Origin of the sequence: Collinsella sp. AM41-2BH (genome assembly GCF_003468085.1) — a bacterium.
Lineage (GTDB): Bacteria > Actinomycetota > Coriobacteriia > Coriobacteriales > Coriobacteriaceae > Collinsella.
The window spans coordinates 63,791-83,323 of the sequence record NZ_QSGH01000004.1 but is presented as its reverse complement, the minus strand read 5'-3'; the positions used below and the strand labels follow the sequence as shown (position 1 = coordinate 83,323).

Sequence of the window (19,533 nt, the reverse complement as noted above, 5' to 3'; positions counted from 1 at the left end):
GAGCAAATTGCCTCCTTTGAGCGATTCGAAGAGGTTGAAAGCCGTCAAACGCCCTTTAAAGGGGGTTATATAAATTGATTTTGAGCCCGTTTTTGCTCAGAACAGGCCGAAAAATATGACACCTCTTTTGCAACAGTACTCATATTTGGCATTTTTTGACCACGGGGTCCAAAACCATGCCCCAAAACACAAAAGGAGGGGCCTCGTAAGGCCCCTCCTTAGGAAAGGGAATCGATTTATTCCACAGCCGTAGATTAATCCTAGCCGCTACTCCATCATGTCGAGGACGGAGGGGCGCAGCTCGCTCTCGGCGGCCTCGGGATCGGTCTCGCGCAGGCGGTTGATATAGCGGTTGTACCACATCACGGCAAGGCCCAGGAAGACAACCACACCGCCAACGTTGTAGACCAGCGTCAGCCACAGCGGCTGATCGAGCGGGATGGTGCCGCAGACAAGCACAAAGCAGAAGACCACAAGCAGGAATGCGGCAATGACCAGACCAAAGCTGCGCGAGCCCATGCGGAAGTCACGGGGAGCGGCGTCGAAGTTCTTGCGCAGCATAAAGTAGGCAAGCAGGATCAGCAGCGGCGGGAGCAGAGCAGTGGCAGCCGTCATGTTGGTGACGATCATGAGCAGGTCGTCGAGGTTACCAGAGCCCAAGGCCGGGATGATCAGGATGGGGACGACGATGGCGAACTGCAGCCAAGCGGCGCGGGCGGGAATGCCGTGCTCGTTGAGCTCGACGATCTTGCTACCAAAGACGCCCTTGGGGATCTCGGTGAAGAAGACCTTGATGGGAGCAGAGGTCCACATCATGAGGGAGCCCAGCGTGGCAGCGAGAAGGATCAGGCCAATGACGCGCGTGGACACTTCCATGGGAATGCCAAAGTGGGCAAAGACAGCGCCGAATACGTCGAAGATACCGGTGGAGATGGCAACGCCGCCCTCGGGAATGAACAGGTTGACCAGCAGCGAAGCGCCTGCGTACAGAAGGCCGATGGTCAGGCCGGCGATAACGACGGTGCGCACGAAGGCCTTGACGCCGCCCTTAAGGTCGTTAAGGAACACGCCGACAGACTCAGCGCCGCCAACGCCCTGGATGATCCAGGCAAGCGTACCGAAGAAGCCCCACGTAGTGGCAAAGCTGCTCGTGTCGGGCGCCATGTTAGCCGGAGTAGGAGCCGTAGCGAACTCGACGCCGCCAAAGGCAGCAGCCAGGGACAGCAAGATGAACACGGCAGTCAGGCCGAGAGCCGCGGTCGAGCCGAAGGAGGAAATGGAGCCGATCCACTTAGCGCCCTTGGTCGAAACCCACGTGGCGATAGCAAAGACGACGATCTCGATAATGGTGATCCACAGCTGCGAGAGCTCGGCATTGGCACCAAAGAACACGTAGCTCGCGTAAATGATGACGTTGGGCAGGACGGACGCAAAGTAGAACAGGTTAACGAACCAGTAGCTAAATGCCGTCAGGAACGCCCAGCGACCACCCATCGAGGTCTTAACCCATGCGTACACGCCAGACTCGGAGTCCCTGTTGAGGCCGACGAACTCGGCGGTAACCAGGGTATAGGGGACAAAGTACAAAAGCGTGGCGAAGAAGAACGACGGCGCAGCTGCCAAGCCGATGGCCGCGTTGTTGTTGATGATGTTCTTGATACCGAACACGGCGGCGACCGTCATGCCCAGCAGAGCGAACGAACCAATCGTTCCTCGTTTTTCGGAGCTCATAAGCCCTCCCAATCATCCGTTATATCTCATCTAAAACCGTCCGGACTGCAAGCGCAATCGTGGACAGCACACCTGCTAAGGGGGATGGGGAAAAGGGAGTCAACAAAGCCATCCCCCTTAACGGCGCAAAGCAAACGTCCAAACGGACGAATACTACTTGTTGGGGAAGGAATAACCTTCAACCGTCACGTGCAGTACCACGACGCGGGAATCCGCGGCATCGGCCACGACACGGTAGGCCTCGTCGATCTCGACGACGGCAACGCCGCCGGCGGGAATCGTCACGGTCTCCCCCGTACCCTCAAAGCGCTCACGATCGTCGATATCGCTGTAAGCGCGCGTGCAGGTGAGGCCTGCCTTGGGGGCAACCTCGACGGTCAGGTCGCCGTCGAGCGGGGCGAGCACGGCATGGTAGCGACGGTGACCGACCAGATCGGCAGTAGCCGCCTCGTGGGCGTTCACCCACCAATACACCAGCGAGTCTCCGATAGAGTAGGCCACGTCGTGCTGCAGGTCGGCAACACCATCGAGCGCCTGTCCGGTACGCATCCACTTCTTGACGGACTTCATCTGAGCGTCGAAATCGACACGCGAGTTAAAGACATGCATGACTTATGCCTCCTTAATGGGTGCCAGCGCCTGAGCCAGATCGGCAGACGTCAGCGGTCGCAGGGACACCTCAAAGCTGAAGCTCTCAAAACGGGTGCGATAGGAATCGAGCACCTCGGAGCCCCAAGAGTTCGAGCCAAGGCCGAGCAGCTGGTCGTTGATGTTGACCGTGACCGTGTCACCCTTGACAAGGTCGTAGACGTGCTTGGCGCTGTCGATAGCCTCGCAGCTATAGGGCCATGCCGAGAACGAGAACGGGTTGGAAGCGGCGTCGCTCGGACGCGTCACGACCAGACCGTCACCGTGGCTGGAGCGCAGGGCAACCCAACGGGTGCCCTCGCGGTTAGCGCAATCCTGGGGCATGACATACGGCGTGAACATGTCGTCGACCGTAGTGCGGTAATGACCGACCGGGTTGGCGCGCAACGAGTCCGGATAGTTCTCGCCCGGGCCGTGGCCATACCACTCAACGGCACGATCGCAACCGGGGACCTCGAAGGAGATGCCGATGCGCGGGATGATATCCGAGTAATCGCCGTAGGGCTCGCCGGAAACCTTGAGGTCGACGCGACCGCTCGGAAGCACGGTGTAGACGAGCTCGACGCGCATGCCGAACGCGCGGACGGGAGGAGCAATACGCTGGCTCACGGTAACGACGACCGCATTGCCGTCCTGCTTCCAAGAAACCTTGCGGGTAGACGTCTGCATCACATCGATGAAGTTGTCCTTCCACAGGGAGTCATACTCCTGGGCGTGGTTATCGACGAGCGGATGCCAAAAACCAACCTGGGGGCCAGAAGCCATGACATCGCGGCCGGATGCCTTCCACTCGCTCACGGTACCGTTAACTTTGTTGAAGGTCAGCTCACCGTTGAGGGAGTGAATGCGGATCTCCTGCTCGGTCTCCTCGACCGTAAGCTCAGGACGAGCGGGGGCGGCGATGGCCGGCGCCGGATGGTTGGCGATGGCAAACTGGCTAGCGCCCAACTGGAACATCGGCTCGCACCAGGCGTGAGCCGCCATGGTGTAGGCGCGCACGGTCAGCAGGGTCTCGCCTACCGCGGCCTCGCGAATCACCAGCGGCAGCTGGACGGACTCGCCGGGGGCAACCGCGCCGGGCATGAGCGTCTTGCGGCAGACCACGTCGCCGTCCACCAGGGTCTCGGCCGACAGGCAGACATCCTCGAGGGTGGTGAACCAACGCTTGTTGGTGACGGTCAGCTCGCCTGCCTCGGCGTCATAAGCCATGCGGACCGGGCAGATGACCTGGCCGTACTCGGTAAGGCCCGGGCTCGGCTGCTGCCAGGGGAACACCATGCCATCGATGCAGAAGTTGCTGTTGTTGGGGTAGTCGCCGTTGTCGCCGCCATACATGTCGTAGGCAACGCCGTCCTCGGTCACAGCAGCCAAACCGTGGTCGCACCATTCCCAAATGAACTGGCCCTGGATGCAATCCCAACGATCAAAGACCTCCTGGTACTCGGACAGGCCTCCGGGGCCATTGCCCATGGAGTGGCCGTACTCGCAGTTGATGCGCGGCTTGGGGAACGGATGCTCGCCAAAGTCGTTCATCTGCGACACACGGGAGTACATCGTGGAAATGACGTCGACGGTATCGGCGTTGCGGTCCTCCTCGTAATGGACCGGACGATCATCGAGCTCGTGAGCCTTGGCGTACATCGCGCGGATGTTGCAGCCATAGCCGCTCTCGTTGCCCATCGACCACATAATGATGCAGGCGTGGTTGCGCTCCTGCATCACCAGGCGCTCAATGCGGTCGACGTAGGCCGGCTCCCATGCCGGATCGTCGGTGACCAGGGCGATGTTGCCGATATTCTCGAAGCCGTGGCTCTCCATATCGGTCTCGGCGACCAGCATGATGCCATACTCATCACACAGCTCGTAGAAGCGCGGGTCATTGGCATAGTGAGAGGTGCGCACCGCGTTGATGTTGTGCCGCTTCATGAGCTCCAGGTCGCGGCGCATGCGATCGAGGCCCACGGCGCGACCCTTGTGATCGTCGTGATCGTGGCGGTTGACGCCATGCATCTTAAAGTAAGTGCCGTTGAGGTAGATATGATTGCCCTCGACCGTCACCTCGGCAAGTCCCTGGTGATGCGGAACGTACTCGCTGACCTCGTCGCCGTCGTAGACCTCAAACGTAAGGTCATAGAGGAAGGGGTCCTCGGGGTTCCAGAAGTGGGCATCGGCAACGCTGCACTCGGCATGGCCATCGACGCACTCGCCCGTAGCGACCACATTCTCGCCATCGCTGAGCGTAAACACGACGCGGGAAGCGCCCTCGGCCACCGTATCGAGCGTGATCAGAGCGGCATCGCCCTCGCGGTGCGTGCGGAACCTAAAGTCGACCAGGTGCGCGGCGGGACGCTGCATAAGGTACACATCGCGGAAGATGCCCGAGGCCCACCACATGTCCTGATCCTCGATATAGCTGCCATCGCTGTACTGCAGGACCTTGACCGCAAACAGGTTGTCGCCCTCGACGAGCGCGTCGGTCACGTCGAACTCGGCAGACAGGCGCGAGCCCTTGGTCATGCCGATAAACTGACCGTTGACGTACAGCTCGCCATAGCTCTCGATGCCGTCGAAGCGAATGATCTCGCGGGCGCCGGCAGGAACGGCGGGAAGGTTGACGATGCGCTGGTAGACGCCCGTGGGGTCGTCGGAGGGAACGAACGGCTGATCCACCGGAAACGGGAAACCCTCGTCGGTATAGGCAAGGTTGCCATAGCCGTCTACCTGCCACAGGTGCGGAACCTCCACGTGATCCCACTCGGACTTGTACGTGGAGAGCTCCTCGTTGGAGACGGCAGCAGGCCCCTCAAAGAGGCGGAACTGCCACGAGCCAGACAGCTGGACAAACCCGCGCGACAGCTCGCGGCTGTACGTAGCGGCGAGATCGGCGGTCTCATAACCCATAAAGTACGCATGGGGTGCCAGGCGGTTCCTGTGGGTGAGCGCTTGGTTTTCCCAATCGTTAATGGCGTCCATGGTGATGCTCCTTCGTCATCGTAGTGATTCTTGTGCAACCGGTTGTCTTTATCTTACGGGCGATGCAAAAAACTGTGCAACCGGTTGTCCGCTGAACGGTCGATTTGGCCGGATTAACGGTGCAACCGGTTGTACAACCGCGACACTTATGTCACCCTGAATATCGAAACTCAACGCAAAACATCGTTCTTAAGCTCGTAGGCAACCGCCACGCCCGCTGATATCTCACCCACACGAGACGTATTCGATTGCGGCTTGGTTGCAAAACGACACCTGTCACCGGATATCATGAACGCTGTTCAGGTGCACTATAGTAAGCTGTATCCGCACCAGCCCGTATCAGTGACAACATCGACCGCATTTTCCAGGAGACGCCATGACCCAGCCAGTTCGCACCGCACCTACGCTTGCCGAGGTTGCCGCAGCTGCCGGCGTGTCGCGCTCCACGGCATCGCGCGCCCTCAACGATTCGCCCCGCATTAGCGAGGAAACCAAAAAGCGCGTCCGTGCGGCGGCCAAGAAAGTCAATTTTGTCCCCAACGCTCGCGGCCGAGCGCTCGCTGTCGGGCGCACGGAAATCATCGCCGTGCTCGTGACCGAGCCCCTGAGTGAGCTCTTCAGCGACCCCACCTATAGCGAATTTTTGAGCGGCATTACCGAGGAACTGTCGGAGTCGTCCTATCTGCCCGTTATCTTGCAGGCGTCTTCTACGCATGAGCGCAACCGCGCACGCGAGCACTTTGAGCGCCGCTCGTTCGACGCCGTGATCGACGTCTCCCCTTACAAGGGCAGCGAGCTGCTCGAGGTGCTGCGCGAGCTGGGCGTACCCACCGTGTTGTGCGGCCAGCTCGAGGGCCACCCCTATCGCGATGTGTTCTCGACAGTCTACTCTGACGACGAAGAGGGTGGACGCTTTGCGGCACTCGCTATGAAAGAGCGCGGGCGCAAAGATATCGTCGCCGTGTTGGGACCGCAAGACAACCCCGCTGTTGTCGACCGCCTGCGCGGCTACCGCACCGTCCTGGGCGAAGACCTCCCAGGCGCAAACGTTATCTATACCGGCTGGAACAGCGGAGACGGCTATCAGGCCATGCACCAGATCCTCGCGCGCGAGATTGCTTTCGATGGCGTGCTCTGCGGATCGGACCGTATCGCGGCTGGCGTCATCACCGCACTCAACGAGGCAGGCCTATCCGTTCCGGCAGACGTTTCTGTCGTCGGCTTCGACGATCACGAGATTGCGGCGTGCTGCGTCCCCGCGCTCACGACCGTCCGCCAGCCCCTGCGCGAAGAAGGCCACATGGCCGCCAACATTGCGCTCGACATGATCAAGGGTGCCGAGCCCACCACCTCCGTGATGCACATGCAGCTGATCCAGAGAGACTCGCTGTAGAAACTGGGCCGGGCTTTTCGCCAGACAGTTGTTGCGGAAAGCCTGCCCCGTTTTGAGCGCTCATTCTGGGGCACAGTTTCCGTTAGACCGCTCAAGCGGAAACTGTGTCCCATTATTTTGCCGAATTCTGGGTCGCGCTTTCCCAGAGGACCCCCTTTGGGAAAGCGCGACCCGTTCTGAACGCAGATTCCGGGACGCACTTTCCGCAACGCCCGGTCATCCCATGCCCTCACAATCTCGGCGTATAAAAAACGAGGGAAGGCACGTGTCCCTCCCTCGTTACGGGCAATATGTAGCCGCTTGCCTACATCAGGCGCAGGCTGACGTCCTTGAGCTGGGCGCCGCTAACGGCACTCGGGGCGCCCGACATGAGGTCGGAGCCGCTGGCCGTCTTGGGGAACGCCATGACGTCGCGGATGGAGTCGGAACCGGTGAGCAGCATGCACACGCGGTCCAGGCCCAGAGCGAAACCGCCCATCGGAGGCGCACCAAACTTGAGAGCCTCCATGAGGAAGCCGAACTGCGACTCGGCGCGCTCCTCGGTAAAGCCCAGGAGCTTGAGCATGGACATCTGCATTTCGGCGTTGTGGATACGCATACCGCCGCCGCCGGCCTCAAAGCCGTCCATGACAAAGTCGTAGGTGCAGGAACCGGCTGCCAGCGGGTCGGCCTCGATCTTGGCGATGTCAGTCTCGGTCGGCAGGGTAAAGGGCTGGTGCTCGGCTGCATAGGCTTTGCGGTCCTCGTCCCAGTGGAACAGCGGGAAGTTGACGACCCACAGGAAGTCGTGGCCCTCGCGCTTGATCTCGAGCGCGTTGGCCATGTGGGAACGCATGCCGCCCAGGATCTCGTCAGAGAGCAGGCGCGGACCGGCGGCGAACATCACAAGGTCGCCGGGCTCGACGTTCATGCGCTCACGCAGAGCCGCCATCTCCTCGTCCGAGAAGAACTTGACGATGGGGCTGTTGATGGAGCCGTCCTCGCGGAAGGCGATCCAGGCCAGGCCCTTGGCGCCAAACGTGGAGGCCACGCCGGCAAGCTTATCGATCTTGGCACGCGCCCAGGCACCGGCACCCTTGGCGTTGATAGCCTTGACGACAGAGCCCTCCTCGTTCGCAGCGGTCGCGAAGACCTTGAACTTGGAGTTGGCAAAAATGTCGGTCAGGTCGACCAGGTGCATGCCGTAGCGCGTATCGGGCTTGTCGGAGCCATAGGTGTCCATGGCCTCCCAGTAGTTCATGCGACGCAGCGGCGTGGGCATCTCGACGCCCATGCGGCCGAAGGCGTCAGCCAGGACCTCTTCGAGCGCGCTCATAACGTCGTTCTGGTCCACGAAGGACATCTCGATATCGACCTGGGTGAACTCGGGCTGACGGTCGGCACGCAGGTCCTCGTCGCGGAAGCACTTGGCAACCTGGTAGTAGCGCTCGACGCCACCGACCATGAGCAGCTGCTTCAGAAGCTGCGGGGACTGCGGCAGGGCGTAGAAGTTGCCCGGCTGAATACGGCTGGGAACGATGAAGTCGCGAGCGCCCTCGGGCGTGGACTTGAACAGGGAGGGCGTCTCGACCTCCATGAACTCACGGTTGTGCAGCGCCTCGCGAATGGCAAAGGTAAAGTCGGAGCGCAGCTTGAGGTTGGCCATCATCTCGGGACGACGAAGGTCCAGATAGCGATAGCGCAGACGGGTGTCCTCGCTGGTCTCGATGCCGTCCTCGATCTGGAACGGCGGGGTGACGGACGTGTTGAGCACCTCGGCGTGGTCGGTCAGGACCTCGATCTCGCCGGTCGCGAGCTTGGTGTTGGTGGTCTCCTCGCCACGGGAGCGCACGACGCCGTGGATCTTGATGGGCCACTCGGGACGCATGGTCTCGGCGATCTTAAAGGCGTCGCCGTCGGAGTGCTCGGGGTCGAAGGTGAGCTGCGTGATGCCCTCGCGGTCACGAAGGTCGCAGAAGATAAGGCCGCCGTGGTCGCGGCGACGGCTCACCCAACCGGTGAGGGTGACCTCTTCGCCCACGTTCTCGCGGCGAAGCTCACCGCAAGTACGGGTGTGCATGGAATGCTCGTCGATGGGACGGGTCTGGCTCATACCAGTGATCCTCCTTTATGGATCTGTGCCGCCCCGTGTCGTTCCGGGCGGCGTCGTACAGATTTACCCGGCCTGCGTAAACCGCGCAGCCAGACATGGCGTTCTATGTTATCGCACCTGCGTCGATGTGCCGCGAAAAAGTAGCTCCTGCCCAAAGACTTGACGGAGACGAAACAATTGACGCACCGTGGCCGTCGCCGACGCGCGCCACGTGCGACAATGTGCCCCAATACAACTGCACTCGGAAAGGCCCGCCATGACTGCACGCCTCATCGTTATGGATATCGACTCCACGCTCATCAACCAGGAGGTCATCGACCTGTTGGGCGAGGAAGCCGGCGTGGGCGAGCAAGTTGCACAAATCACCGAACGCGCCATGCGCGGCGAGCTCGACTTTAAGCAGGCGCTCGAGGAGCGCGTGGGGCTGCTTGCCGGCTTGGACAAGAGTGTGTTCGAGCGCACCTTTGAGCGCGTGACGTTTACCCCCGGCGCGCTGGAGCTTGTGCGCTCGGCACACAGCAAGGGCTGGAAGGTCGGCGTGGTGAGCGGCGGTTTCCACGAGGTCGCTGACAAAATCGTGGCTGCCGCGGGTATCGACTTCTGCCTGGCCAACCGCCTGGAAGTCGTGGACGGCAAGCTCACCGGCAAGCTGGCGGCCGACATCGTGACCAAGGAGTCCAAGCTCATCCAGCTGCTAGATTGGGCAGTTGAGTGCGGCGTCGATATGGCCCACACGGTCGCGATCGGCGACGGCGCCAACGACATCCCCATGATTCAGGCCGCGGGCACGGGCATCGCGTTTTGCGCCAAGCCCAAGACGCGCGAGGCGGCCCCGTTTGCCATCGACGAACGCAACCTGATGCTCGCCATGGACATCATCCTGCGCGACTAGTCAATCCATCTAACAAGTGAATCAGTCTGTCCTATAGTTTCCGAACAATTTTGTCTTAGTGTTCGGAAACATACCCTTTGAGTGCTAGACTTTGCGCCGTCGAAGGGAACATATATGGATAAGCGAGATCTTGAGCAATTGCTGAGCGATGTTGCCGGCAGAGCAGTCACCCCTGCCGACGCCCTCACGCGCATCCAGACGGCTCCGACCGCCGATTTGGGCTTTGCGCAGCTCGATCTTTCGCGCGGGGTGCGCCAGGGAGCCGGCGAGGTTGTCTACGGGGCCGGTAAAACCGCCGATCAGATTGCCGCCATTATCAAAGCGCTGCGCGATGCCGGCCAGGAGCGCATCCTGGTCACGCGCCTGGATGCCGAAAAAGCCGCGCGCACCGCCGAGCTTCTTGGCAACGGCATCGACCTGGGATATGTCCCGGACGCACAGCTCGCCCTCGTGGGCGGCAAGCCCTCCCCTACCGGCAACGGACGCATCGTCGTCGCCTGCGCTGGTACGAGCGACCTGCCCGTCGCCGAGGAAGCCGCATTGACGGCCGAGTTCTATGGCAACGAGGTCGACCGCCTCTACGACGTGGGTGTCGCCGGCCTGCACCGTCTGCTCGCGCATGCCGAGGAACTTGCCCAGGCACAGGTGGTCATCGCCATTGCCGGCATGGAGGGCGCACTGGCGAGCGTTGTCGGCGGCCTGGTAAGCTGTCCGGTCATAGCCGTTCCCACCAGCGTGGGTTACGGCGCGAGCTTTGGTGGCGTAGCCGCGCTGCTCGCCATGCTCAACTCCTGCGCCAGCGGCGTTTCGGTCGTCAATATCGACAACGGCTTTGGTGCCGCCTACCAGGCAAGTCTTATCAATCATCTGAGCGCCGGCACGTCCTGCGCCCGCTAAGGAGCATTTCATGTCCAACCATCAGCACACGCTTATCATCGACGGCACCTCGGGCATCAGCGGCGACATGACCGTCGCGGCCCTGCTCGACCTGGGCGCCAGCGAGGAGCACCTGCGCGAGCAACTTGCCACGCTGCCGGTCGACGGCTTTACGATCGCCGTCACGCGCGCAAACAAGCATGGCATCGACGCCTGCGATTTCGACGTCCAGCTTGCAGAGGAACTCGAGAACCACGATCACGATATGGCCTGGCTCTACGGCAACGAAGCAGCTGCCGAGCACACACATGAGCATGAGCACCACCATCATGATCATGGCGAGCGCGAACACGAGCACAGCCACGAGCATGACCATGAGGCCCACGGCCATGACCACGATGGCCATCATCACGCCCACCACCATCACCACCGTTCTTTGGCGGATATCACCGCCATCATCGATGACTCGCAGCTAAGCGATGGCGCCAAGCGTCGCGCGCTCGCCATCTTTACCGCGCTCGCCGCCGCCGAGGCCAAGGCCCACGGCAAAACGACCGAGACCGTCATGTTCCACGAGGTGGGCGCCATCGACTCCATCGTCGACGTCTGCTCTGTCGCCATCTGCCTCGATGACCTAGGTATTGAGGACATCGTGGTCGAGTCGCTCTCCGAGGGTCACGGCACCATCCGCTGTGCCCACGGCCTTATGCCCATTCCTGTCCCCGCTGTCGTCAACCTGTGCCAAGCGTGCAATATCGCCCTCACGCCCGCGCCGGTCGCCGGTGAGCTCGTGACGCCCACGGGCGCCGCCATCGTCGCCGCACTGCGCACGTCCGAGCACCTGCCGGCCCGCTACCGCATCGAGGCCGTCGGCTACGGCGCCGGCAAGCGCCCCTACGAGGGTTGCTCCGGCACGCTCCGCTGCCTGCTCGTTGACGCGGACGCATAGCCATGGATGCCCGCAAGGCAAAAAGCCGCGCTGCCATCGTTGCGGCGTTCTCCGAGCTGCTGCGCGAAGAGGACTACGGCAAGATCACCGTCGGCGACATTATCGCTCGCGCCCATGTGGGTCGGGCCACGTTCTACGGCCTCTTCAAAAGCAAAGATGACCTACTGTCCGAACTCGTGAGCGACATCTGCACCCACGCCCTCGACGACGATGGCACACCGCTCGACGACCCACTCGTGCAGGTCGAGCATATCCTCAACAACCTCTGGGAGCGCCGCCAGGGTGTACGAGCCCTCGTAGCCGGCGCCGGCTCACGCGTCTTCGCCGACTGCCTACGCAAGACCATCATGTCACGAGCAGCCGAAACCGTCCCCACCGACCCAAACGGCCCCGCCGCCACCATGGACCGAAGCTTCCTACTACACCACATAGCCTCAAGCTTCGTAGGAATGGTCCAATGGTGGGCCTGGCACAACTTCGAAGCCAACAAAGCCGACGTAGCCAAAAACTACCTCTCAGCCATAGCGCCCCTCTTCAACTAAGTACCCGCTCAGCCCCAAAGCGCAACCCCCATCTCAAGGCACCGCTCCACCCCAAGGCATCGAGCCTACCCAAAGTGCCGTCCGTCTCTCAAGGCCCATCGCAACAAAGCGCCCATCCCATTTAAATTCAGATATATATGTTGGGTTGCTTGCTCGAGCGCAACAAAGACCCCGCAGGTGTCCGCATGGGGTAACTTCCCAGCGCATTCCGCAGGACGAAAGAACCCCCGCCGCACGAAGTGCGCAGCGGAGGTTCTTTCATGTCCGAGGACGCGCTGGGAAGTTACCCCATGCGGCCAGCGGACAACTATGTAGCCTTGGACTAGAACATGCCCAAGAAGCCATGCACAAACAGCGCGGCCACAATAGCACCGACAAACGGCGCGATGCCAGGAACAAGCAGGCCGTACTTCCAGTTGTTATCGGCCTTGTTCTTAATCGGCAGCACCTGATAGGCCATGCGAGGACCAAGGTCACGAGCCTGGTTCATGGCGAAGCCGGTGATGCCGCCCATGCCCATGCCGACAGCCCAAACGATCAGGCCGACGCAGATTGCGAGCATCAGAACGTTCTCGCCGGCGCGGCTAGCGGCAGCAAGGATGGCGCTGATGAACACGAAGGTGCAGATAGCCTCGCAGAAGAAGTTACGGGCATAGTTCGTACCCTCGGTGGTGGGGTTGGTCGAGAAAATGTTGCGCTGGGCAATGGGGTCGACGACGCCCTCGGAAGCCTTGAACTCATCGGCATACATAAACCAGGCGATTACGGCACCCACAAAGCCGCCGAGCATATCGGCAATCATGAAGGGGATGCAGCTGCCCCACGGCACCAAGCCGACGATGCACTGGGCAAGCACCATGGCGGGGTTCATGCACACGGCGCCGCCAAAGACAAACAGGCAGACCGAGATGCCAAAAGACCAGGTGGTGATGGCAAACATATGGCCGGAGCCCTGATACTTGGTGCCCTTGAGCACGGTATCGCAGTGCACGCCCACGCCAAAGACGATCATGAGGGCCGTCGCGCCGAATTCGCAGAGGAGTTTGGTAAGCATAAAACCTTATCTTTCTTGTCGGTTATAAACGATTCGTTTAGGCCGCGCACTAGTGCTGCGCAACAACAACGCCCAGGCCATCGGGAATGACGGCAACCTTGGCATCGGCACCCTTCATCTCAAAGGCGAGCTTGAGTGCCTCCTCGAGGGTGTTGACCGGCGTCATGTGCATATCCTTGAGCATCTGGTGATCGCACAGATCGGTAACCATGATCACGGGGTGATGTGCCAGGATGCGAGCGAAAATCTGGCTCGTCCACTGATCGGGCAGGGTCTTGTCTTTGGGACGATCGATGCAGGCACGCTCAAACTCCGCCGGATCGTTGTCGGCGATGTTGTGATAGAAGCCCTCGCCGCCGTGACCGTCGGCACAACCGGCGACATCGATAATCACGCCACCCTCGGGAAGCGTGGCCTCGGCAGCGCACATGCCCTTCACGGCCTGGTAGATGTTCTGGTCGAGCGGGTAGCCGCCGTTGGTGGTGATGGCAATCTCGCACTCCACGGGCTCAACGCCGGCAAGGCTCTTCACGAACTCGCAGCCAGCCTCGTGCGCCTTATGGATGTCGCCGGCAAAGGAGCCAATGACCTCGTGCTTGCCGTTGAGCACCACGTTGAGCACAAAGGCAAGGTGAGCCATCTCGGCGGCGGCAAACATGTCCTCGCTCACGTGGTTGTGGCACAGGTTGCCGGCACGCGAATGGGAGTCGTTCACAAACTGACCGTTGTGGTTGTACATGATGGTCTTATAGCTGGCGATGCCAGGCAGGACGGACTTTCGGCTGCCAGAGAAGCCGGCAAAGAAGTGCGGCTCAATGAAGCCCTCGGCAAGAAGCAGGTCGCAATCGGCAGCGATCTTGTTGATGATGCACTCGCCACCAGAAGGCAGGGTGCCGATCTTTTTCATCATGCTGTCGTCAGTCGCGACGTGCATAACGATTTCTTCGTTGGCAACGATCTCCTCGCCGTACTTGTTGACGAGCTCCTCGTGCGTCGACGGACGATGCATACCCGTAGCAACCAGAATGCGAACGCGCGCCTCAGGCGCAGCGGAGTGGATGTGATGCAGCAGAATAGGCATCGTCACACGCGAGGGAACGGGACGCGTATGATCTGAGCTAATGATGACGATATCCTTCTTGCCAGCACAAAGCTCCTCGAGCGAAGGCGAGCCGTAAGGGTTGGCAAGCGACTCCTCCACCAGCTCTTCCTGCGATTTCGTGGTCTTAAACTCGTTTTGATGACCTTCCATCACACCCGCGAAGTTCTTATCCTCGAGTTCCAGATGCAACGTCTTGTGGTCAAACGGCAGTTCACATTCAAACAATGACGAGCGCCCTCTTCCTTTCAACTGACACACTAGATAAACCGTTGGAAGGATACGCCGCTCACCGAAAAACACCACCGTCCACCGACTCATTAACACAACGTTCATATTTGACCCACAACAAAACAACCGCGATCCCAAACGGGACCGCGGCCGCTACAGTCGTAAGTCAAGAAGCGCCACATGCATCTCAATCCCGATCGATAAGACGCGAGGCGCGAAGCGCCAAACGCGCCGCCGGGACAAACCCCATCCAAAACGCGCAAAGCGCGCCATTATTCCCCCAGCCAGTAATCCACCGAAGACCGGACATCGTAGGGCCCGCCATCAGCTTACTTTTAGGCACACTCCGCAGGACGCAAGAAGCCCTCGCCGCACGAAGTGCGCAGCGAGGGCTTCTTGCATGTCCGAGGACGTGCCTAAAAGTAAGCTGATGGCGGGCCCGGACGACTACAGGGCTATCGATTACCCCGTGTTCTGCAATCCTGCCGAGACGCCGGTCACAGTCGAAAGAATCAGGCTCATGTACTCGGCCTTCTTCTCCTCGGCCATCTCGTCCTGGTTCATACGCACCTCGCGAAGGGCGCGAACCTGGGCGATGGACAGGGCGTCGACGTAGGGATTACGCACACGGACGGCGCAGCCGAACACACGGCGGCGCTGCAGCGGCCATTCGTCACCGACGATGGCAAGAACCCACTTACGCGTGAGCTGCATCTCGGTGAAGACCTTCTCGGACAAATCCTGGCGATCGCCCAGGTGCAGGTACATCTTGGCGATGCGCTGGTCGGTCTTGGCGATCGACATCTCGATGTTGTCGATAAAGGTGCGGAAGAACGGCCACTCCTGGTAGGCAGCCTTAAGCTGGTCCAGATCGCCAAACTGCTCGCAGGCGGTACCCAGGCCGTACCAGGCGGCCAGATTGATGCGCGCCTGGCTCCAGCTGAAGATCCACGGAATGGTACGCAGGTCGTCGAGCGACTTGGCACCCAAACCGCGCTTGGCGGGACGCGAGCCGATCGGCAGCAGACCGACCTCGGTCAGCGGCGTCACGGTCGAGAACCACGGTGTAAAGTCCTCGGTGTTCAGCAGGTCCAGATAGCGCTCGTGGCTTGCAGCGTTGAGCTTGTCGGCCATATCCCAGAACTTCTGCGTGGTCTCGGTGTTGGTCTTCTCGACACTCGGGGCCGACTGCAAAAGCGTTGCGGCGGCAACGGACTCAACATGGCGCTGAGCCAGCGTGCGGTTACCGTAACGGGCAAAGATGACCTCGCCCTGCTCGGTGAGCTTAAAGAAGCAGTTGACCGAACCCTTGGGCTGCGCCAACACGGCCTTGTTGGCCGGGCCGCCACCACGGCCCACGGCACCGCCGCGACCGTGCATGAGCACCAGATCGATATCGTTCTTCTCGGCCCACTTGGCAATACGCTCCTGTGCGGAGTGCAGCGCGAGCATAGCCGTAGTAGGACCGGCATCCTTGGAGGAGTCGGAATAGCCCAGCATGACCTCCATGCGACGGTTGGTCTGGGCAAGGCGCTTTTGCACCACGGGCAGCGTAAGCATCTGGTCGAGCACGTCGACGCAGCCCTCGAGGTCCTCAAGCTGCTCGAACAGCGGGATCACGTCGAGCTCGGGGACATCCTCCTCATGCGCAAAGGACAGGTGGGCAAGCTCAAAGACGTCGGCCACATGCTGGGCGCTCTTGGTGAACGAGATGATGTAGCGGTGCGCCATCTTCTTGCCGTAACGCTTTTGGATGGAGCCGATAGCGCGGAAGGTATCGATGACCTCGCGCGTCATGGGCTGCAGATCACCATGGATACCGTTCTCGTGGATATCCTTGAGGGCGCGGGCGTGCACCACGGAGTGCTGACGGAACTCCATCTCGACCATGTGGAAGCCGAAGGACTCGACCTGCCAGATGATGGTCTGGACCGGGCCGTAGGCAGCACGGACGGCACCGCAGGCGGCCAGCGAGCGCTGGACGACGCGCAGGTCCTCCAAGAACTCATCGGCGCTGTGGTACATGGTGTCGGTGATGCGACGCACGGTGGCGTTGAGTCGGTCGGCCATGACGAGCATGACGGCGCGATGCGGCTCGTGCTCGGAGATTAGTTCAGCACGTGCGGTGTACTGAGTGCTCATCTCGACCTGATGGTTCCACAGGTTGATGAGCTCGGCAGACGGCTTGCTGTAAGTAGCCTCGAGCGTGAGGTTGCGGCCGATGCGGCGGCACTTGTCCTCGAGCTTGAGCACCATATGGGTGAAATACTTGGCGGCGACCTCACGGCTTACCTTGGCGGTGACGTTGGGGTTACCGTCACGGTCGGAGCCGATCCAGCTGCCGGGATGGAAGAATGCCGGGCACAGCGGCGGCACGGTACCGGCCTTATCACCCAGCACCCAGTCGTCAAAACGACGATAGATGACGGGAATGACGTCGAACAGCGTGTTATCGAAGATGTCGATGATGGTATCGGCTTCCTCGACCGGCGTGGGCTTCTTGAGCGCGATGGGGCTCGTACGCACCAGGGCGTCGATCTCCTGCAGCATATGGCGCTCGTTCTCCACCAGGTCGGAGCCGCCCAGACGCGGACGCTCCTCCAGCAGGTTGGAGATACGGCGAATCTTGCCCTCGACGGCCTTACGACGGGCCTCGGTGGGATGTGCGGTAAAGACAGGGTGGAACTCGAGCTTGCTGAGCAGCTCGTTGGCGCCCTCGACACCCATCTCGTTTACCAACTGGTGATAGGCGACGGTGAGCTCGTTGGCGGGATCGACCTCGGTATCGGTCGATGCGCCGGCCTCGCGCTCGCGCAGCTGCGCCACACGGTAGTTCTCCTCCGACAGGTTTGCCAGGTGGAAGAAGCTCGTAAAGGCGCGAACGATGACCTGCTGCTTATCGAGCGGCAGGCTGTCGATCAAATCGACGACCTCACGGAATGCCACGGCGGTGGGCTCGTCGGCGGTGGGCACGCCCTGCTCGTCGACGGCCTCGTCGGCAGCGCGGGTACCGGGGTTGCCGGCATTGGCCACAATCTCGGCCGACAGGATCTTGTCGAACAGGTCCGCGATCTCAGGATCATACTCGCTAAGCACACGACGCTCCAGGCGCAGGAACAGCGCCAGATTGTCGCGCAGCTCCTCGGGGATCTCGATCTCGGCGAGACGCTCCCTGGACTCGGCATTCGAGCCGATTCGGTTAACGAGGCGGTTGACCACGGCAGCGACGCGCGCCGCGGCTTCGGGTACAGACTGGTTGCTTAGGTTCTCAGCCACGTTTCCTCCCATTCCTCCTTCTATGCACGTAACATGCGGTATTCATTATAGGCGCTTGCGAAATACTTTCGATACTGATTGCGCTTTACCACACAAAAGTATTTTCTGCATTGCAAGGGTTTTGCTCTAAATGGTCGTATTTCTCGGTGGACGGCATACACAAACGGGGGCATTCCGCATAAATGCGAAACACCCCCGTAACAATCGCTCGCAATGGACGGGACACTCAAGCGGGTCCGCAGCTCAAAATGATGCGCTACAGGCGCTCGCGAACCGCCTCGACGACGTTGGCCAGATCGGCAAGGACCTCTTCATGGCTCTCCATGTCGCGCACCTTGACCTTGCCGGCGGCAAGCTCGTCGCCACCCAGGACCAAAATGAGCTTGGCGCCAACCTTGTCGGCCTGCTTGAACTGAGCTTTGAGCGAACGACCCTGGTAGTCGGCCTCGGTCACGATGCCAGCGGCGCGAAGCTCCTGCGTGATGGCAAAGACGTTCTGACGCAGCTCCTTGCCGGCATTGGCAACGTAGACGCACGGGGCCTCCTCGGCACCCAAGTCGTTACCAAAGGCCTGCAGGGCCAGCAGGGCGCGCTCAAAACCGACGGCAAAGCCGACGCCCGCCGTGGGCTTGCCACCCTCGAGCTCGACCAGGCCGTCGTAGCGGCCGCCGCCACCGATGGAGCCGACGCCGGCACCGGGAGCCTCGACCTCAAAGACGGTGCGGGTGTAGTAGTCCAGACCACGCACCAGTGTGGGATCCTCGACATACTCGATACCGGCGGCATCCAGATAGCGCTTGACCTGCTCGTAGTGCTCGCGGCACTCGTCGCACAGGTTGTCGCCCATCAGCGGCGCGTCGGCCATGATCTCGCGGCAGTGGTCGTTCTTGCAGTCGAAGGCACGCAGCGGGTTGAGCTCGGCGCGCTCGCGGCACTCATCGCACATCTCGTCAGCGTGATCGAGGATAAACTGCTTGACCTGCTCGCGGTAAGCCGGACGGCACTGAGCGTCGCCCATCGAGTTAATGAGCAGACGGAGCTTGGAAAGATCGAAGCCCAGGCGCTTGTAGAACTCCATGAGCATGATGATGCACTCGGCGTCTGCCGCCGGATCGGGAGCGCCGAGCCACTCGATACCCACCTGGTGGAACTGGCGCAGGCGACCCTTCTGGGGACGCTCGCCACGGAACATGGCCTCGGCGTAGTAAGCCTTAAACGGCGTGGAGCCCTGGGGCACCAGGTTGTTCTCCACGACTGCGCGCACCACACCGGCCGTGCCCTCGGGACGAAGCGCCAGGCGCTGCTTGGGCTTGAGTTTTGTGTCGGTGCCCTCGGTAAAGACGCGCTCCAGGTTGGCGCCGCTAAAGACGCGGAACATCTCCTTGCGAACGACGTCGGTCGACTGGCCGATGCCGTGGACAAAGACGTCCACCTGCTCGATCGCGGGCGTCTCGATGGGCTTAAAGCCAAACGGCTCGAACACGCCGGCCGCAATCTGCTGCATCTTTTGCCAGGCGCGCATCTCGGCGCCGATAAGGTCGCGGGTTCCCTCCGCCTTCTGTGCCTGCATGGGCAAACACCTTTCTTTTGTATCGCGTCATAGGTAGTGGACATTATACGGCACAAAGCAGCAACGCGGCGGCGCGTCTGACCGAACGAGGGTATGGGGGCTCGTTCGGCCAGACGCGCCGCCGCAGTTTGTGATCCCTTTTCCTCCGTCCCCTTCGGATTACGTGATCCCTTGGGGACGGAGGAAAAGGGATCATTTCGTAGACCC

13 protein-coding genes are annotated in these 19,533 nt (G+C 61.0%); 5 read left to right on the top strand and 8 right to left on the bottom strand.

Annotated elements, in window-relative coordinates; genetic code table 11:
* Positions 1-267: 267 nt before the first annotated feature.
* The 3 genes from DW899_RS03300 to DW899_RS03290 all read right to left on the bottom strand — a co-directional run bounded on the left by DW899_RS03300 (position 268) and on the right by DW899_RS03290 (position 5,352).
* Positions 268-1,731 (bottom strand): amino acid permease, encoded by a 1,464-nt coding sequence (locus DW899_RS03300; RefSeq protein ID WP_117799994.1) that lies wholly within the window; start codon positions 1,729-1,731, stop codon positions 268-270.
* Positions 1,732-1,884: 153 nt separating this feature from the next.
* Positions 1,885-2,340: a hypothetical protein gene (locus DW899_RS03295; RefSeq protein ID WP_117799993.1), complete on the bottom strand. Its 456-nt coding sequence runs from the start codon at positions 2,338-2,340 to the stop codon at positions 1,885-1,887.
* Positions 2,341-2,343: 3 nt separating this feature from the next.
* Positions 2,344-5,352 carry a glycoside hydrolase family 2 TIM barrel-domain containing protein gene (locus DW899_RS03290; protein WP_117799992.1) on the bottom strand — a complete coding sequence of 1,003 codons (3,009 nt, stop codon included), beginning with the start codon at positions 5,350-5,352 and terminating at the stop codon, positions 2,344-2,346.
* Positions 5,353-5,728: 376 nt separating this feature from the next.
* On the opposite strand from DW899_RS03290, the gene DW899_RS03285 reads away from it, so the two are divergent.
* Positions 5,729-6,745 (top strand): LacI family DNA-binding transcriptional regulator, encoded by a 1,017-nt coding sequence (locus tag DW899_RS03285; RefSeq protein ID WP_117799991.1) that lies wholly within the window; start codon positions 5,729-5,731, stop codon positions 6,743-6,745.
* A 304-nt stretch (positions 6,746-7,049) separates the two neighbouring features.
* On the opposite strand, the gene aspS is transcribed toward DW899_RS03285, so the two are convergent.
* Positions 7,050-8,837: an aspartate--tRNA ligase gene (aspS, locus tag DW899_RS03280; protein ID WP_117799990.1), complete on the bottom strand. Its 1,788-nt coding sequence runs from the start codon at positions 8,835-8,837 to the stop codon at positions 7,050-7,052.
* A gap of 256 nt (positions 8,838-9,093) precedes the next feature.
* Here aspS and serB point away from each other — a divergent pair, with 256 nt between their 5' ends.
* The 4 genes from serB (at position 9,094) to DW899_RS03260 (ending at position 12,096) form a co-directional block, all read left to right on the top strand.
* Complete coding sequence (gene serB / locus DW899_RS03275) at positions 9,094-9,729, top strand: phosphoserine phosphatase SerB (RefSeq protein WP_117799989.1); 636 nt, start codon at positions 9,094-9,096, stop codon at positions 9,727-9,729.
* Between the two features lie 114 nt (positions 9,730-9,843).
* Positions 9,844-10,626 carry a nickel pincer cofactor biosynthesis protein LarB gene (larB, locus tag DW899_RS03270; protein ID WP_117799988.1) on the top strand — a complete coding sequence of 261 codons (783 nt, stop codon included), beginning with the start codon at positions 9,844-9,846 and terminating at the stop codon, positions 10,624-10,626.
* Positions 10,627-10,636: 10 nt separating this feature from the next.
* A complete protein-coding gene (locus tag DW899_RS03265; RefSeq protein ID WP_117799987.1) occupies positions 10,637-11,554 on the top strand; it encodes a LarC family nickel insertion protein in 918 nt (305 codons plus the stop codon).
* Positions 11,555-11,556: 2 nt separating this feature from the next.
* Complete coding sequence (locus tag DW899_RS03260; RefSeq protein ID WP_117799986.1) at positions 11,557-12,096, top strand: TetR/AcrR family transcriptional regulator; 540 nt, start codon at positions 11,557-11,559, stop codon at positions 12,094-12,096.
* A gap of 322 nt (positions 12,097-12,418) precedes the next feature.
* Here DW899_RS03260 and larD read toward each other — a convergent pair whose 3' ends face one another.
* From larD to hisS, 4 genes are all read right to left on the bottom strand, one after another.
* On the bottom strand, positions 12,419-13,150 hold the full coding sequence (gene larD, locus DW899_RS03255) for a D/L-lactic acid transporter LarD (protein WP_117799985.1): 732 nt from the start codon (positions 13,148-13,150) through the stop codon (positions 12,419-12,421).
* A gap of 49 nt (positions 13,151-13,199) precedes the next feature.
* On the bottom strand, positions 13,200-14,477 hold the full coding sequence (gene larA / locus DW899_RS03250; RefSeq protein WP_233539885.1) for a nickel-dependent lactate racemase: 1,278 nt from the start codon (positions 14,475-14,477) through the stop codon (positions 13,200-13,202).
* A 465-nt stretch (positions 14,478-14,942) separates the two neighbouring features.
* A complete protein-coding gene (locus DW899_RS03245; RefSeq protein WP_369832234.1) occupies positions 14,943-17,756 on the bottom strand; it encodes a phosphoenolpyruvate carboxylase in 2,814 nt (937 codons plus the stop codon).
* Between the two features lie 256 nt (positions 17,757-18,012).
* Positions 18,013-19,326, bottom strand: coding sequence for a histidine--tRNA ligase (gene hisS / locus DW899_RS03240; protein ID WP_117757833.1), 1,314 nt, complete (start codon positions 19,324-19,326; stop codon positions 18,013-18,015).
* Positions 19,327-19,533 lie beyond the last annotated feature (207 nt).

Bases quoted from the DNA above. Each gene is read 5' to 3' on its own strand.
- larB (WP_117799988.1), top strand. From the start codon at position 9,844: ATGGATAAGCGAGATCTTGAGCAATTGCTGAGCGATGTTGCCGGCAGA.
- aspS (WP_117799990.1), bottom strand. From the start codon at position 8,837: ATGAGCCAGACCCGTCCCATCGACGAGCATTCCATGCACACCCGTACT.
- larD (WP_117799985.1), bottom strand. From the start codon at position 13,150: ATGCTTACCAAACTCCTCTGCGAATTCGGCGCGACGGCCCTCATGATC.
- DW899_RS03265 (WP_117799987.1), top strand. From the start codon at position 10,637: ATGTCCAACCATCAGCACACGCTTATCATCGACGGCACCTCGGGCATC.
- DW899_RS03300 (WP_117799994.1), bottom strand. From the start codon at position 1,731: ATGAGCTCCGAAAAACGAGGAACGATTGGTTCGTTCGCTCTGCTGGGC.
- serB (WP_117799989.1), top strand. From the start codon at position 9,094: ATGACTGCACGCCTCATCGTTATGGATATCGACTCCACGCTCATCAAC.
- DW899_RS03295 (WP_117799993.1), bottom strand. From the start codon at position 2,340: ATGCATGTCTTTAACTCGCGTGTCGATTTCGACGCTCAGATGAAGTCC.
- hisS (WP_117757833.1), bottom strand. From the start codon at position 19,326: ATGCAGGCACAGAAGGCGGAGGGAACCCGCGACCTTATCGGCGCCGAG.
- DW899_RS03290 (WP_117799992.1), bottom strand. From the start codon at position 5,352: ATGGACGCCATTAACGATTGGGAAAACCAAGCGCTCACCCACAGGAAC.
- DW899_RS03285 (WP_117799991.1), top strand. From the start codon at position 5,729: ATGACCCAGCCAGTTCGCACCGCACCTACGCTTGCCGAGGTTGCCGCA.
- DW899_RS03260 (WP_117799986.1), top strand. From the start codon at position 11,557: ATGGATGCCCGCAAGGCAAAAAGCCGCGCTGCCATCGTTGCGGCGTTC.